Raw genomic sequence first — 15,078 nt, 5'->3', positions numbered from 1 at the left:
GTGATACAAGTATGAGAGTATCAGTTGTTATTCCAGCGCACAATGAAGCGAGTACTTTATCGCAAGTTTTAGTAGAAGTGGAGAAGCTCGAGCCTTACGAAATTATCGTGGTAGATAATGGGTCAACAGATGGGACGAAAAAAATAGCGTTACAACATCATTGTCACATGATTTATTATAAACATTCTCTTGGCAATGATGTTGGACGGGCTATTGGAGCTAGAGAAGCAAAAGGTGAAATTGTCTTGTTTTTAGATGGTGATATTGTTATTGATAGTAAAGAGTTACAACGTTTCGTGAAAGGGATTCAACAAGGGCATCAAATTGTTGTGAATAATTTAACATGGTCGGTTTATTTAAAGATGAGACCACATTATACGACAGTTGGAAAGTTCATGTTGAATCGTTATTTGAATAAAAAGGAGCTTGTTGTTGGATCTTTAATCGCAATTCCACATGCGATGAACAGGAAAGTTATCGAGAAACTTGGGTGGTGGAATTTAGCAGATCCAGCACTATTTCAAGCGATGGCGATGTCTAGAGGAGTAGATATTGTTGATACGGCTTCGGTCGATGTAATTCACACAAATAAGGTTCGTCCTGTGCATACGGGAACATCACCTGGTTCTCCTTATCCGAAAGCGACTAGCCGTATTATGGGTGATCATTTACGTGCTTTACAATACGTAATCGAAACATATGGTAAACGCGGCGGTTTTTCGGAGGGAAACAGGGATAGAGAGTTTATAGGGAACTATAAACCCGTTGTATTAAAGAAGGAAAAAGCGAAATATAGTGCGATTATACCAGTGTCAGAAGAAAAAATGACGATAAGATCTGTTATACAAGAAGTGAAAAAAGCAGGGGTAGATGAAATTATTGTTGTCGCGAATGGCGCAGATTTTGAGACTGTTAAACACGCAAAGCTAGAAAATGTTATTGTTGTTGAATTTACGAAGGCGCTTGGACATAATGTAGCACGAGCGATAGGTGCCATGCATGCTACGGCAGATATTTGTTTATTCGTTGATGGTGATTTTGTTATTCCAGCAAAAAAACTCACTCCATTTTTGCAAGCTGTTGAAGATGGAAGTGACGTGGTTTTAAATGATTTACAATGCTTATTAGATATGTTTCATCCTGCAGATCCAATTAGTATGGGGAAATATTTTGTGAATTTAGTAGCGAAAAGACCGGATTTATGGAATAACTCATTAACGGCAGTACCACATGCTATGCATAAAAGGGTAATAGAGAAAATAGGATATGACTCGCTTGTTATTCCGCCATTAGCCCAAATGAAAGCTATTTTGGAGGTTTTTTCTATTACAGCAGTAGAATTTGTAGATGTTATAAAAACCAATCGGGTACGCCCGGAGCAACATGGGTTTGTAAATGGACGTATTCCGGCATTTGACCGTATTTTCGGTGATCAACTTGAGGCGATTGCTTATCTATTACAATATACAGACGAACGTGGGAGTTTTACGGATGGAGATCGCGATAGAGACATTATTCAACAATTGAGAAAGGAAGAAAAGAATACAGATGAATGCTAGTAGTAAAGTAGCTATTATTGGATTAGGGTATGTTGGTCTTCCTTTAGCAGTCCATTTTGCAGAAAGAGGATATACCGTACTAGGATTAGATAAAGATACTAGAAAAATAGAATCGATTATAAAAGGAGAAAGTTATATTCCAGATGTTTCTTCTAAAGTGTTACAAAGTTTATTGACTAAAAATAAATTAATAGTAAATACACCAGATAAAGGTATTACTGATTTCCAAAATAGTGATTATGTTATTGTTACTGTTCCAACTCCAATTAATGAACGAAGAGAACCAGATTTAAGTGCCCTCATTTCAGCTTCGCATTATATACAACAAAATCTCCAAAAAGGACAAACCTTCATTTTTGAAAGTTCCACATACCCAGGCACACTTGAGGAAGTTATTATTCCTATTATTTCTCAAGCCGGCAAAAAGGTAGGAGAAGATTTCTATATTGGATATTCTCCTGAGAGAATTGATCCAGCAAATAGTCAATATTCAGTTCAAGCTATTCCAAAAGTTATTAGTGGACAAACAGAAAAGTGCAAACAAAAAGTACAGGATTTATATAGTAGCATTTTTGACGTAGTTGTACCTGTTAGCTCTCCGAAAGTAGCAGAGATGTGTAAGCTATTTGAAAATATTCAGCGCTTAGTTAACATTTCTTTAGTAAATGAGTTAAACACACTATGTGAAAGTTTAGGGATTGATTTTTATGAGGTTATTGAAGCGGCATCTACAAAACCGTTTGGATTTACTCCGTATTGGCCAGGACCAGGGATAGGGGGGCACTGTATTCCCGTAGATCCTTTATATTTTCAATGGAGAATAAAAAAGAATGGGGCAATTAGTCAATTAATTGAGGCGGCACATGTAATTAATGAAGAAATGCCAGAGAAAATTGTCCGGAAAGTAAAGGGCATGGTGCAATCACCCGGACTAGTTTTAATTGTAGGAATCGCGTATAAGAAAGATGTAAATGATTTGAGGGAATCACCGGCTTTGCCAATTATTCAATTACTAATAAAAGAAGGATACAAGATAAAATACCATGATTCATATATTTCTTCTGCAGAAATTGGAGATAAGGTGTATCAATCCGTTGCCTTGGATGAACAAACAGTTAAAGAGGCAGGTTGTATTTTAATTTTAACTGATCATTCTAATATCGATTGGAAGCTTTTTAAAGGAATGAACCGAGTAATAGATACAAGGGGAATTATAAAGAAGGTGAGTGTATGAGTAAGAAATGTTTAATTACAGGTGGGGCCGGATTTATTGGATCTCATTTAGCTGAAGAGTTGGTGAGAAGGGGTTATGAAGTCACGATTGTGGATAACTTCTATAAAGGGAAAAATAAGTATCATAATGAGCTAATGAGAGAGATGCGGGTTATTCCAATAAGTGTTTTAGACAAAAATTCTATTTATGAGTTAGTAAATCAACATGATGTAGTGTTTCATTTAGCAGCAATTTTAGGTGTTAAAACGACAATGGAAAAAAGTATAGAGCTCATTGAAACGAATTTTGATGGAACGAGAAACATTTTACAAGCAGCATTAAAAGGAAAGAAGAAAGTAGTTTTTGCATCTACTTCCGAAGTATATGGCAAGGGCAAACCGCCTTTCTCAGAAGAAGGGGACCGATTGTACGGGGCAACTTCTAAAATACGTTGGAGTTATGCAGTGTGTAAAACATTAGAAGAAACATTATGTTTAGGCTACGCATTAGAAGGTTTACCGGTAACAATTGTTCGTTATTTTAATATTTATGGTCCAAGAGCGAAAGATGGTCCGTATGCAGGGGTAATCCCGCGATTTATCAGTGCGGCCCTGCAAGGAGAAGATATTCTCGTATATGGAGATGGAAAGCAGACACGTTGCTTTACGTATGTAAGTGATGCGGTAGAGGCAACGATTCGAGCAATGGATGAGAAGGTAAATGGTGAGATTATTAATATAGGTTCCGAGAACGAAAAGAGTATAAAAGAAGTAGCAGAAACAATTAAAAAACTAACGAAATCTTCTTCAAAAATTATACAAGTTCCTTTTGAGGAAGTATATCCACATGGCTTTGAAGAAATTCCAAATAGAAGGCCGAACGTAACGAAGTTAAGAGAGCTTGTTCAATTTCAAGCGACAGTAACGTGGGAACAAGGATTGAAAGAAACTATTAAGTGGTTTCATGAAGAAAACAATGGCTAAGTCGCTATCAGTTATTATTCCTGCAAGTAATGAAGTGGATACAATTTCAGACGTTATTCAATCGGTAAAACCGTTAAATCCAGTAGAGATTATTGTAATAGCAAATGGTTGTAATGATGGTACAGAAGAGGTTGCTAATCGGTTAGGATGTAAAGTAATCAGGCATACAGAACTATTAGGAAACGATGTTGGACGTGCAGTTGGCGCAAAATATGCGATAGGTGATGTATTACTATTTATAGATGGGGACTTTGCTATTCCAACTTCAAAATTACAATTGTTTCTTAATCCGATTTTACATGATCAGACTGACATCGTTTTAAATAATTTGGACGCATTGTTTTTAAAGAAACAAAAACCCCATTCTGTTACAGTGTGGCGTCAAATATTAAATGCAATGTTAGAGCGTGAAGAATTAAAAATAGATTCTTTATTATCTGTACCTCATGCGTTGACGAAAGAAGTCGTCCAGAGTATTGGATACGAATGTTTAGTTAATCCTATTGTAGCTCATTTACGTATAGCACAAAGTAAATGGAGAATTAGCCGTCATTGTGCTATTGATGTTATTACGCCGAATAAATTTCGACCGGTTGAACATGCTGCATATGGCACGAGCCTTTCTCAATCTGAAAGAAGAATGATAGGTGATCATATAGAAGCTGTTGCGGAACGGATAGTAAGCAGTGATACACGCGGGGGATATTATGATGGAAATAGGAAAAGGAATAGCGTCTATCATACTTTAAATTTCGAAGATTTTTATCAAGGATGGGGCGTTACATCCAATTTGTATAAAGGAAAGCAACTATCGGTTGTTATTCCTGTACAAGATGAAGAGAAAACAATTGGAAACGTTATAGAAGAGCTTCGTAAAATTGAACCTTTTGAAATCATCGTCGTCGTAAATGGTTCGTCAGATAAAACAGCAACGATTGCAAAAGACAAGGGCGCAACGACAATTGTATATAAAGAAGCCCTTGGAAACGATGTAGGGCGTTCACTTGGAACTTATTTTGCAAAAGGAGAAATTGTGTTATTTATAGATGGTGATTTTGTTATTCCAGCTAGGGAGCTATATCCTTTTGCAAAAGCTATTGCAGATGGAAAGGACGTCGCATTAAATGATTTAAATCATTATTTAGATCTAAGAGTACCACTTCATCTTGTAACTGCGTTTAAGTATGCACTAAATTTAGCTTGTGATAGAAAGGATTTAGGGGTAGGATCACTTATTGCGGTACCTAATGCATTTAGCCACAAGTGTTTGAAAGCAATTGGGTATAAATCTTTATTGTCACCTTGTGTAGCACAAGTGAAGGCTCTTCTTTCTGGATTTGAAATTGCGTGTGTATATCGTGTTGAGGTTGATAAGATGAACCGTATTCGTCCCAGTGAACATTTTGCAAAAATAGGTCATCCTCCAGCTGTACTTCGAATTATAGGTGATCATATAGAGGGACTAGAGCAAATAATTGCATTAACAGACAATCGTGGCGGATTCTATGATGGCAATAGAAAAAGAGATGTTTTATAGAAGTAACAAAAAAGTGTACAACATGTGTACACTTTTTTGTTCTGTTATAAAAACTATAACAGATTAGGAGATAAGAGTATTACAGCTCTACAATGGGTATTGTTCTTATATTACAAAATAGGACTCGTATATAAGAATACCAAAAAAATACAATTAAGGAAAGGGTTAATTTTAAAGACTTTTAAATGAAGTTACCACTATATATATAGTGGTTTGCTCAACTTTTCACAAACATGTCACAACTATTTCGTTCACTTTCTTAAAAAAGTAGTATTCTAAGTGTGTAAGCTGTTATATAAAAAATCTTAGTCCTGTACTAATCAAAAATGGAGGAGATTAGGATGACTCAAGTATTAGAAAATGTTAAAAACGCATGGGAAAACTTTAAAGGTGAAAAATGGAAAGCAGAGATTGATGTTCGCGATTTCATTTTAAATAATGTAAACGTTTTCGAAGGAGACGAATCTTTCTTAGCAGAAGCAACTGAAGCAACGAAACAACTTTGGGATCAAGTAATGGATTTAACAACAAAAGAACGTGAAAACGGTGGCGTTCTTGATATGGATACAAAAATTGTTTCTTCTATTACATCACATGACCCAGGATACTTAAATAAAGATATTGAAAAGGTAGTCGGTTTCCAAACTGATAAACCATTTAAACGTTCTTTACAACCATATGGTGGTATTCGTATGGCGGAGCAAGCTTGTGAATCTTATGGATACGAAATGGACAAAGAACTTAGTCGTATTTTTAGAGATTGGAGAAAAACTCATAACCAAGGTGTATTCGATGCCTATACACCAGAAATGAGAAATGCACGTAAATCAGGCGTTATTACTGGTCTTCCAGATGCATACGGTCGTGGACGCATTATCGGTGACTATCGACGCGTAGCATTATATGGTATTGATCATTTAATTGAAGCGAAAAAAGCTGATTTGAATTTAACTGGTGGTGTAATGAGCGAAGATACAATGCGTTTACGCGAAGAATTATCTGAGCAAATGCGTGCACTTCAAGAACTAAAACAAATGGCTGCTTCTCATGGTTTCGATATTTCTAAACCAGCAACAAATGCACAAGAAGCGTTCCAATGGTTATACTTCGCATATCTTGCGGCGATTAAAGAGCAAAACGGAGCTGCAATGAGTCTTGGACGTACTTCTACATTCTTAGATATTTACATTGAAAGAGATTTAGCAAATGGTACTTTAACAGAAGAAGAAGTACAAGAAATTGTAGATCACTTCATTATGAAATTACGTCTTGTGAAATTCGCAAGAACACCTGATTATAATGAATTATTCTCTGGTGACCCAACTTGGGTAACTGAATCTATCGGTGGTATTGCATTAGATGGTCGTCCATTAGTAACAAAGAACTCATTCCGTTTCTTGCATACATTAGATAATTTAGGACCAGCTCCAGAACCGAATTTAACAGTTCTTTGGTCTAAACAATTACCAGAGAACTTTAAAAACTACTGTGCGAAAATGTCCATCAAAACATCAGCAATTCAATATGAAAATGATGACATTATGCGTGCTGATTACGGCGATGATTACGGAATTGCTTGTTGTGTATCTGCAATGAGAATCGGTAAGCAAATGCAGTTCTTCGGAGCTCGTGCAAACTTAGCGAAAGCATTATTATATGCGATTAACGGTGGTAAAGATGAAAAATCAAAAGCACAAGTTGGTCCTGAGTACGCACCAATTACTTCTGAAGTATTAAATTACGAAGAAGTTATGCATAAGTTTGATATGACAATGGAATGGTTAGCGGGTCTATATTTAAACACACTAAATGTTATCCATTACATGCATGATAAATATAGCTATGAACGTATTGAAATGGCACTTCATGATACGAATGTTCTTCGTACAATGGCAACAGGTATCGCGGGTCTATCTGTAGTAGCAGACTCATTAAGTGCAATTAAATACGCACAAGTAAAACCAATCCGTGATGAAAACGGTATTGCAGTGGACTTCGAAATTGAAGGAGACTTCCCTAAATACGGTAACAATGATGATCGTGTAGATGAAATCGCTGTAAATCTCGTGAAAACATTTATGAATAAACTTCGTAAACATAAAACATATCGTAATTCCGTTCATACAATGTCAATTTTAACTATTACATCTAACGTTGTATACGGTAAGAAAACTGGTAACACTCCAGATGGACGCCGTACTGGAGAACCATTTGCACCAGGTGCAAATCCAATGCACGGACGTGATACAAAAGGTGCATTAGCTTCATTATTATCTGTAGCTAAATTACCATATGAAGATGCACAAGATGGTATTTCTAATACATTCTCTATTATTCCAAAAGCACTTGGTAAAGAAGATGATGTACAAGTACGTAACTTAGTATCTATGCTTGATGGCTATGCAGTAAAAGAAGGCCATCACTTAAATATTAACGTATTTAATCGTGAAACATTAATGGATGCAATGGAACATCCTGAGAAATATCCACAATTAACAATTCGCGTATCTGGTTACGCTGTAAACTTTATTAAATTAACTCGTGAACAACAAATTGATGTAATTAACCGTACAATGCATGAAAGCATGTAAATGAAAAAAGTGTCCCTTCGCTCTTAATATATAGCGAAGGGAGGCTGTTTCAATAAAGGAGGAAGTAACATGGTAAAAGGAAGAATACATTCTGTAGAGTCTTGTGGTACTGTTGATGGCCCAGGGATTCGTTATGTCATATTTACACAAGGGTGTTTATTACGTTGTCAATATTGTCATAATGCTGATACTTGGGAAATCGGTAAAGGTAAAGAAATAACAGTTGAAGAAGTGATGCAGGATGTGACATGTTACCTTCCATTTATTGAAGCCTCCGGAGGCGGTATAACAGTTAGCGGTGGAGAGCCATTATTACAGCTAGACTTTTTAATTGAGTTGTTTAAAAAGTGTAAAGAGGCTGGTATCCATACAACAATCGACTCTTCTGGTGGTTGTTATTCTGAGGAACCAGAATTCCAAAGTAAGCTAGATATTTTAATGGATTATACAGATTTAGTTTTATTGGATTTGAAACATATCGATTCCAAAAAGCATCGTAAATTAACAGGGAAACCAAATGAACATATTTTACAATTCGCTCGTTATTTATCGAATAAGGATAAACCGATTTGGGTACGACACGTATTAGTTCCTGGTGTTACGGATAATGAAGAGGATCTACAAAAACTATCTAGCTTTATTCAAAGTCTGTCTAATGTTCAAAAAGTTGAAGTGTTACCATATCACAAGCTTGGTGTATATAAATGGGAGGCGCTTGGACATAAGTATCCACTCGCAAATGTAGAACCACCTACTGAGAAAAATGTAGAACATGCTAAACATATTTTACAAGCGGTCTAATCCAAATATTGGATTAGGCTTTTTGCTTTCTTTACAATAAAATCTAGAGTATATATTGATAAAAGAGTATACTGAAAGTAGAATATCCATAATTTTGTACGGAATAAGTGGAGAAATTTACATAATTGTAAAGGGAAATCAAAATAGTAAAAAGAATTAAGAAGTAAAAGAGTGAGTATCATGGAATAGAGAACATTTGTAAGTTATTGCGAAAGCTCTTATAGGAAAGTATAATGTAAAGATATGAGCACAGATAGGATTAAGGGGTCAATCTTATATGCTTTGCATATCCACGACAGGTACATAGCTGAAAAGGGAATTATTAGAATCTGTTTATGTAATTTTTAAGGAAAATGTTTTTCCTATTGTCGTATATGCAATATGGAGAAACAAAAAGCTAGGAGTGGATTTGTTTGATAAAAAACCCCAAGGTTTTAATATTAACTGCACATTACGGTAATGGTCATGTGCAAGTAGCAAAAACATTAGAACAAACATTTCGCCAAAAAGGAATTGAAGATGTTATTGTATGCGACTTGTTTGGAGAATCACATCCATTTATAACTGACATTACAAAATATCTATATTTAAAAAGTTATACAATAGGAAAAGAATTATATCGTTTGTTTTATTACGGGGTAGAAAAAATTTATGATAAGAAAATAGCATCTTGGTATGCGAACTTTGGAAGAAAACGTTTGAAAACACTGTTACAGGTGGAGAAACCAGATATTGTAATTAATACATTTCCAATTATCGCTGTACCAGAATTGAAGAAACAAACAGGGATTTCAATTCCTGTCTATAACGTATTAACTGATTTTTGCGTGCACAAAATATGGATTCATCGAGAAGTAGATCGTTATTTTGTTGCAACGGATCACGTGAAAGAATTGATGGTTGATATCGGTGTACCTGCGGAACAAATTGTTGAAACAGGAATTCCAATTCGGAGTAGTTTTGAGTTAAAGGTAAATCCAGACATCATATATAATAAATATCAGTTATGTAAGAATAAAAAGATTTTACTAATTGTAGCAGGTGCTCATGGGGTATTAGGAAATGTAAAAGAACTATGCCAATCATTTATGTCAGTGCCTAATTTACAAGTAGTTGTCGTTTGTGGGAAAAATGAAGCTTTAAAACAGGATTTATTAAGTTTACAGAATCAAAATTCCGATGCATTAAAAGTGTTTGGGTATGTTGAAAATATTGATGAATTATTCCGAGTTACTTCGTGTATGATTACGAAGCCAGGCGGAATAACATTAAGTGAAGCAGCAGCGTTGCAAGTACCTGTCATTTTATATAAACCTGTTCCAGGACAAGAAAATGAAAATGCGATGTACTTTGAAAAAAAAGGAGCAGCAGTTGTCATTCGCGATGATAGTGAGGTTTTTGCAAAAACAGAGGCATTATTACAAGATGATGTGAAGCTTCTTCAAATGAAAGAAGCAATGAAAAGCATCTATCTTCCAGAGCCAGCTGGTCATATTGTAGATGCAATTTTGGCAGAAAATCATGCAGAACCGCGGCATATACCTATTAAATCACCTGCTCTTGCACAATCTTTTACTTAATATGAAACCCTCTTTGTATATGTAAAGAGGGTTCTTTATTATTTTCAAAGAAAATTCAGCTAGTTATCCACAAAAGGATTGCGCTTTCATTAAACAGTAAAGTCGGAATATTAACAACTATATCCACATTGTCCACAATTTTTAGAAAAATATCCACAATTAAAACAGCTGATATATACTTTAATATAGAAAAATATTAAATGTTTTTGAAAATTACTAACAATTTCGTTGGTTTTGTGGATAAAGTTGTCCACAGCAAAAAGGACCCTTATGTATAAGGGTCCTTTTTGCTTACTTCTATCAGTCGAGAAAATTATGTAATGAAAATGAATAATTAGGGGGGAAACTTCTAATTATTCATTTTCACTTTAAATGCTTTTCGAGCGATATCCTGCTGCACGATCTGCTTTTTGAAATTCTCGTTGATAGAGAACTTCTTGTGTACTAGATAATGTATTTTTTGCTTTATCACGTTTCTTTTTATCCATTACAAATCACCTCGTGTCTTAAAGTTACTATTTATCGTTTCCAAAGACATGAGGGGATATACGCATATGGAAAATGTTAATGATTGATTATCATTTCAGAAAATTTAGATTATGCTTCTTTTAATTGATGAGCATCTTGGAAGGTTGTATCTCGCATTGTAGCAAGTGTGTATTGATCTTTTGGAATTTCATATAAGTTATATACTTCTTCGTTTGCGTTAATTTCATCATATACGGCTTTTCTTGTTTCGTTTGCTAGATTTACATATTGCAGTTTTTCTGCAGCTTTAATAGAACGAATATTTATTTTACGAATACGCATGAAGATTGTTTCAATATCTAATTCATAGAAAAGTTCACTAAAAAATGAATCTTTTGCTAATTTATTATAGCCTTTTCCATGATATGGTTTGCCGAGCCATGTCCCGAGAAACCCAGCTTTTTCTTGCACATCAAATAAAGTAATTGTTCCGATGGGGTTACCCCATTCATCTAAAATTGTGCGTGAAATTAATTCACCACGCTCTTCAGCTTCAATTGTTTGTTTCGTTAAGAATAAATATTCTTCATAAGAATAAGCCTTTTGACGCACAAAAGGGAAGACAGCTGGATCCACCATTAACTCGTATAGAACGTGGCTGTCGTGTAAGTCGCGTTTTTTCAACATACTAACTCCTCCTCACACGAGGGTAGCATGACGAAAAAACACCCCACCCTCGAAATTTTTATATCAATCTTTAAAAAATTTCGGGGTGGGAATCGAACCCACTAGAACCAGTTTCTAACGCTGGTGGCGCACCATTTGCCTTCCCCATTCATCAATTTGAAAATGATAATCACGACACAAATTGATTATGGTTTCATTCAGTTTATAATCGTATAATACTTTATCTAGTCAAAAAAATAAACTAGTTTTTTTTATTTTTTTTGTAAATTATTTTTCCATCAATCATAGTTAGTACAGGCTTGGCTAAATAATGAAAAGGATGATGAGTCCATAACACGAGATCGGCGTCTTTTCCAACCTCGATACTTCCAATTCTATCCTCTAAACGCAAATTTCGCGCTGGGAATATGGTGATTCCTTCTAGTGCTGTTTTCTCATCTAACCCTTCTCTTACTGCAACAGCAGCACAAATATTTAAATATTGAATGGGTGTATAAGGATGGTCTGTCGTTATAGAAACTTCCACACCATTTTTGGATAATATATGGTAAGTATCCCATGTCTTGTTTTTTAGTTCGATTTTAGAACGGCGTGTCAGAGTGGGACCAACTGAAACCTTCAAATTGTGTTTCGAAAGCTCTTCAACAAGAAAGTGTCCTTCTGTACAATGTTCAATACGTAGATCGAGGTTGAATTCCGTTGCAAAGCGTAGCGCAGAACTAATATCATCTGCTCGGTGAGCGTGGATACGTACGGGTATTTCACGACGTAATGCTTTTAAAATAGGAAGCATTCGAAAATCAGCTTCGTGCCCGTAGTGTTGTGCTTCATAGAATGATTCCCGTAGTAACCCCATAATCCCCATACGTGTTATGGATTCTTTCGTTCCATTACTATGGACCTTTTTAGGATTTTCTCCAAAGGCAATCTTTAAACCAGCAGGTTCTTGAATAATCATATGATCAATACAAGTTCCAGCTGTTTTTATTACACAAGTAGTACCCCCGATAATATTTTGACTACCAGGCATAACGTGAACGGTTGTAATTCCATTTTGCACAGCGTCTTGAAAGGCAATATCGAAAGGGTGGATACCATCTAAAGAACGAATATGTGGTGTTGAAACTTCAGATGTTTCATTGGCATCATTTCCAGCCCAACCAGTACCTTCATCATAGAGACCAAGGTGAGTATGGACATCAATAAAGCCAGGTAAGAGATGGAGTGCCCGTGCATCTATAACGGTCATATCTTGAGTAGGTTGAATAAAAGGTTTGACCTCGGTAATTCGCTCTTCTGTAACGAGTACATCGCCTTGAAACTTTGGAGATGTAATAGGGTATACAATGGCTTGTTTGAGCAATATTTTCATAGGTACCTCATTTCTGTTACTTTATAATGCTAATGGAAGTTAAGGGAAAGTAACTGAAAGGTTATTTGTATGGTAATGCTTCGGATCCTAGAAAATGAAAGTTTTAAAAGGGCCCATGTAAAATTTTGTTTTAGAAGTACTACATTGTATGCGAAAGTATATTTTGTAATGCATGGTCTATTGCCGGAAATGTGTATTGGTATCCATGTTTAATTGCTTTACTAGGTAATACATGTTGCCCTTCTAGTACAAGTATGCTCATCTCACCTAATAAGGCGTGAAGCATAAATGAAGGGACAGGCAGCCAATGTGGTTTTCTCGTTGCGGCAGCGATGGTTTTTCCAAATTCCTTCATTCTTATAGGTGTTGGTGCTGTCATATTAAGAGGGCCATCAATTTCTTTTTTGTGTATGATGAAATCCATCATACGAACGACATCGTCTATATGAATCCATGATAACCATTGCTTCCCAGAACCAATGGTGCCGCCGATATAGAATTGATAGGGAAGTAACATCTTTGGCAAGGCTCCGCCATCTGCACCTAATACAACGCCAAATCTTGTGTAAATTGTTCTTATTCCGAGAGAACATGCTTTAGCTGCTTCTTGCTCCCATAAAAATACTGTTTCTGCTAAAAAATCATTTCCGGGAGTTTCTTGTTGCTCAGTAAAAGACTCTATTTCAGATGTTCCGTAGTATCCAATAGCACTTGCATTAATAAATGTATGTGGTTTTGTTTCCATTACTTGTAGTTGTTGAATAAGTCCTTTTGTTGTTTGAATTCTACTGTTTAATATTGTTTCTTTTTGTTTTTTTGTCCATCTACTATTGATAGATTCTCCAGCTAGATTAATGACTACATCGATAGAGGAGAGTGGAAAGGTAGATAAATCTGGTGTCCAGTGTACGTATTGAAGGTTATGGTTTGAGGTTCTAGTAGTTTTCTTTCGAGTAAGAATGTAGACCATATATCCTTTTTGAATAAAAAAAGTAGAGAGGTATTTACCAATAAAACCAGTGCCACCAGAAATTGCGATTTTCATAATCATTTCCTCCTCATTATATATATTCTTGAAAAGAAAAAATGTTCCTCGACTATGTTAAAATAATAGGGAGGTGAGAGTATGGCTGTCATTACAAAAATAGAAGTACAAAAGCGATCGAAAGAACGATTTAATATTTATATTGATAAAGGCCAAGGTGAAGAGTACGGGTTTAGTGTGGATCAAGTAATCTTAATGAAACATGGATTACAAAAAGGCTTAGAAATTGATGAAATAGAGTTAGGAAATATTTTGTACAATGAAGAGGTACAAAAAGCATATTTACAAGCAATCTCCTATTTATCCTATCAAATGAGAACAAAACAAGAAATAGAAGATTTTTTACGAAAAAAAGAAGTGGGACAGGCCATCATCTCTGAAGTCGTTTCGAAATTATTACATGACCGATATATTAATGATAAAGAGTACGCGGTTTTATATACGCGAACGCAAAGTAATGTGAATCGAAAAGGTCCAACTGTTATTAAAAGAGAGTTGTTAAATAAAGGTGTTCAGGATTTAATTATTATGCATAGTTTACAAGAATATCCGAAGGAAAAGCAAATTGAGAATGCCTTGTTTCTCATAGAAAAGAAAAAAAAATCTTATCAAAAGCATTCTTTTTTACAAATGAAGCTAAAGTTGGATGAGATGCTTGTTCGAAAAGGGTATTCTAGAGAAGTAATTCAAATTTGTTTGGAAGAATTGAAAGACGAAAGAGATGACGAAAAGCAACAAGAAGCGTTACACTATCATGGGAATAAGTATTATGAGAAATATAAGAAGTATGATGGATGGACATTTGAAAACAAGATGAAACAAGCGTTATATCGAAAAGGATTCTCTATTGATGAGATAGAGATATTTTTACAAATGAAACGTGAAGAGGGATGAGGGGAATAATGAGATGAATATGCCAAAACGCTACAGTGAAATGACACCACATGAGCTTAGAGAAGAAATTGGGGATTTGAAGGAGCAAGCAATAAAGGCTGAACAGCTTGGAATTGTAAATGAGTTCGATGTATTAATGAGAAAGATGGCAATGGCTCGCGCTTATATGACTGATATAAACAAATTCCATATTGGTGAAACATATGAATTAATAGAAGAACCTGGTATATTATTTAAAATTACTTACTTCAATGGGGTATTCGCTTGGGGTTATAAACAAAATGATAATGAAGAGATTGGAATACCAATTTCCTTATTGCAAGAAAAATAAAAACCAGAGAGCAAATA

13 protein-coding genes and 1 pseudogene are annotated in these 15,078 nt (G+C 35.3%); 10 read left to right on the top strand and 4 right to left on the bottom strand.

Annotated features, from left to right (window positions below; genetic code table 11):
- Nucleotides 1-11 precede the first annotated feature (11 nt).
- The 8 genes and pseudogenes from N2V92_RS05040 (at nucleotide 12) to N2V92_RS05005 (ending at nucleotide 10,264) form a co-directional block, all read left to right on the top strand.
- The gene (locus N2V92_RS05040; RefSeq protein ID WP_012614730.1) at nucleotides 12-1,559 is read left to right on the top strand and encodes a glycosyltransferase family 2 protein; all 1,548 of its coding nucleotides are present in this window, start codon (nucleotides 12-14) and stop codon (nucleotides 1,557-1,559) included.
- The gene (locus tag N2V92_RS05035) at nucleotides 1,549-2,793 is read left to right on the top strand and encodes a nucleotide sugar dehydrogenase (protein ID WP_000994266.1); all 1,245 of its coding nucleotides are present in this window, start codon (nucleotides 1,549-1,551) and stop codon (nucleotides 2,791-2,793) included. Before N2V92_RS05040 ends, N2V92_RS05035 begins: the two co-directional genes overlap by 11 nt.
- Nucleotides 2,790-3,755: an NAD-dependent epimerase/dehydratase family protein gene (locus N2V92_RS05030; RefSeq protein ID WP_000037052.1), complete on the top strand. Its 966-nt coding sequence runs from the start codon at nucleotides 2,790-2,792 to the stop codon at nucleotides 3,753-3,755. Before N2V92_RS05035 ends, N2V92_RS05030 begins: the two co-directional genes overlap by 4 nt.
- The gene (locus N2V92_RS05025; protein WP_012614731.1) at nucleotides 3,748-5,292 is read left to right on the top strand and encodes a glycosyltransferase family 2 protein; all 1,545 of its coding nucleotides are present in this window, start codon (nucleotides 3,748-3,750) and stop codon (nucleotides 5,290-5,292) included. The genes N2V92_RS05030 and N2V92_RS05025 overlap by 8 nt, the downstream gene beginning before the upstream one ends.
- Nucleotides 5,261-5,481: pseudogene (locus N2V92_RS05020) on the top strand (hypothetical protein). The gene N2V92_RS05025 and the pseudogene N2V92_RS05020 overlap by 32 nt, the downstream one beginning before the upstream one ends.
- A 152-nt stretch (nucleotides 5,482-5,633) precedes the next feature.
- Nucleotides 5,634-7,883, top strand: a complete 2,250-nt coding sequence (gene pflB / locus N2V92_RS05015; RefSeq protein ID WP_000195467.1) for a formate C-acetyltransferase — start codon at nucleotides 5,634-5,636, stop codon at nucleotides 7,881-7,883.
- Nucleotides 7,884-7,952: 69 nt separating this feature from the next.
- The gene (pflA, locus tag N2V92_RS05010) at nucleotides 7,953-8,684 is read left to right on the top strand and encodes a pyruvate formate-lyase-activating protein (protein ID WP_000238468.1); all 732 of its coding nucleotides are present in this window, start codon (nucleotides 7,953-7,955) and stop codon (nucleotides 8,682-8,684) included.
- A 413-nt stretch (nucleotides 8,685-9,097) separates the two neighbouring features.
- The gene (locus N2V92_RS05005) at nucleotides 9,098-10,264 is read left to right on the top strand and encodes a diglucosyl diacylglycerol synthase (protein ID WP_000594686.1); all 1,167 of its coding nucleotides are present in this window, start codon (nucleotides 9,098-9,100) and stop codon (nucleotides 10,262-10,264) included.
- 368 nt (nucleotides 10,265-10,632) lie between these two features.
- On the opposite strand, the gene N2V92_RS05000 is transcribed toward N2V92_RS05005, so the two are convergent.
- The 4 genes from N2V92_RS05000 to N2V92_RS04985 form a co-directional block, all read right to left on the bottom strand.
- Nucleotides 10,633-10,752, bottom strand: coding sequence for a YfhE family protein (locus N2V92_RS05000; RefSeq protein ID WP_000358482.1), 120 nt, complete (start codon nucleotides 10,750-10,752; stop codon nucleotides 10,633-10,635).
- Between the two features lie 109 nt (nucleotides 10,753-10,861).
- Entirely contained in the window at nucleotides 10,862-11,419 is a 558-nt protein-coding gene (locus tag N2V92_RS04995; RefSeq protein ID WP_000914737.1) for a GNAT family N-acetyltransferase, read from the bottom strand.
- A gap of 241 nt (nucleotides 11,420-11,660) precedes the next feature.
- Nucleotides 11,661-12,791: an amidohydrolase gene (locus tag N2V92_RS04990; RefSeq protein WP_000698293.1), complete on the bottom strand. Its 1,131-nt coding sequence runs from the start codon at nucleotides 12,789-12,791 to the stop codon at nucleotides 11,661-11,663.
- 139 nt (nucleotides 12,792-12,930) lie between these two features.
- Nucleotides 12,931-13,836: a TIGR01777 family oxidoreductase gene (locus N2V92_RS04985; protein ID WP_000684386.1), complete on the bottom strand. Its 906-nt coding sequence runs from the start codon at nucleotides 13,834-13,836 to the stop codon at nucleotides 12,931-12,933.
- An 81-nt stretch (nucleotides 13,837-13,917) separates the two neighbouring features.
- On the opposite strand from N2V92_RS04985, the gene recX reads away from it, so the two are divergent.
- Nucleotides 13,918-14,730 carry a recombination regulator RecX gene (gene recX / locus N2V92_RS04980; RefSeq protein ID WP_000268512.1) on the top strand — a complete coding sequence of 271 codons (813 nt, stop codon included), beginning with the start codon at nucleotides 13,918-13,920 and terminating at the stop codon, nucleotides 14,728-14,730.
- A gap of 13 nt (nucleotides 14,731-14,743) precedes the next feature.
- Nucleotides 14,744-15,061 (top strand): YfhH family protein, encoded by a 318-nt coding sequence (locus N2V92_RS04975; RefSeq protein ID WP_001057028.1) that lies wholly within the window; start codon nucleotides 14,744-14,746, stop codon nucleotides 15,059-15,061.
- Nucleotides 15,062-15,078: the final 17 nt, after the last annotated feature.

This window comes from Bacillus sp. CH_48, from assembly GCF_038008465.1.
Classification (GTDB): Bacteria; Bacillota; Bacilli; order Bacillales; family Bacillaceae_G; genus Bacillus_A; species Bacillus_A thuringiensis_S.
Note: the sequence above shows the minus strand (reverse complement) of the source record. Positions and strands in the feature narration are given on the sequence as shown.

Excerpts from the sequence above, each read along its gene's own strand:
- N2V92_RS05040 (WP_012614730.1), top strand. The coding sequence starts at position 12 with ATGAGAGTATCAGTTGTTATTCCAGCGCACAATGAAGCGAGTACTTTA.
- N2V92_RS05035 (WP_000994266.1), top strand. The coding sequence starts at position 1,549 with ATGAATGCTAGTAGTAAAGTAGCTATTATTGGATTAGGGTATGTTGGT.
- N2V92_RS05030 (WP_000037052.1), top strand. The coding sequence starts at position 2,790 with ATGAGTAAGAAATGTTTAATTACAGGTGGGGCCGGATTTATTGGATCT.
- N2V92_RS05025 (WP_012614731.1), top strand. The coding sequence starts at position 3,748 with ATGGCTAAGTCGCTATCAGTTATTATTCCTGCAAGTAATGAAGTGGAT.
- pflB (WP_000195467.1), top strand. The coding sequence starts at position 5,634 with ATGACTCAAGTATTAGAAAATGTTAAAAACGCATGGGAAAACTTTAAA.
- pflA (WP_000238468.1), top strand. The coding sequence starts at position 7,953 with ATGGTAAAAGGAAGAATACATTCTGTAGAGTCTTGTGGTACTGTTGAT.
- N2V92_RS05000 (WP_000358482.1), bottom strand. The coding sequence starts at position 10,752 with ATGGATAAAAAGAAACGTGATAAAGCAAAAAATACATTATCTAGTACA.
- N2V92_RS04995 (WP_000914737.1), bottom strand. The coding sequence starts at position 11,419 with ATGTTGAAAAAACGCGACTTACACGACAGCCACGTTCTATACGAGTTA.
- N2V92_RS04990 (WP_000698293.1), bottom strand. The coding sequence starts at position 12,791 with ATGAAAATATTGCTCAAACAAGCCATTGTATACCCTATTACATCTCCA.
- N2V92_RS04985 (WP_000684386.1), bottom strand. The coding sequence starts at position 13,836 with ATGAAAATCGCAATTTCTGGTGGCACTGGTTTTATTGGTAAATACCTC.
- recX (WP_000268512.1), top strand. The coding sequence starts at position 13,918 with ATGGCTGTCATTACAAAAATAGAAGTACAAAAGCGATCGAAAGAACGA.
- N2V92_RS04975 (WP_001057028.1), top strand. The coding sequence starts at position 14,744 with ATGAATATGCCAAAACGCTACAGTGAAATGACACCACATGAGCTTAGA.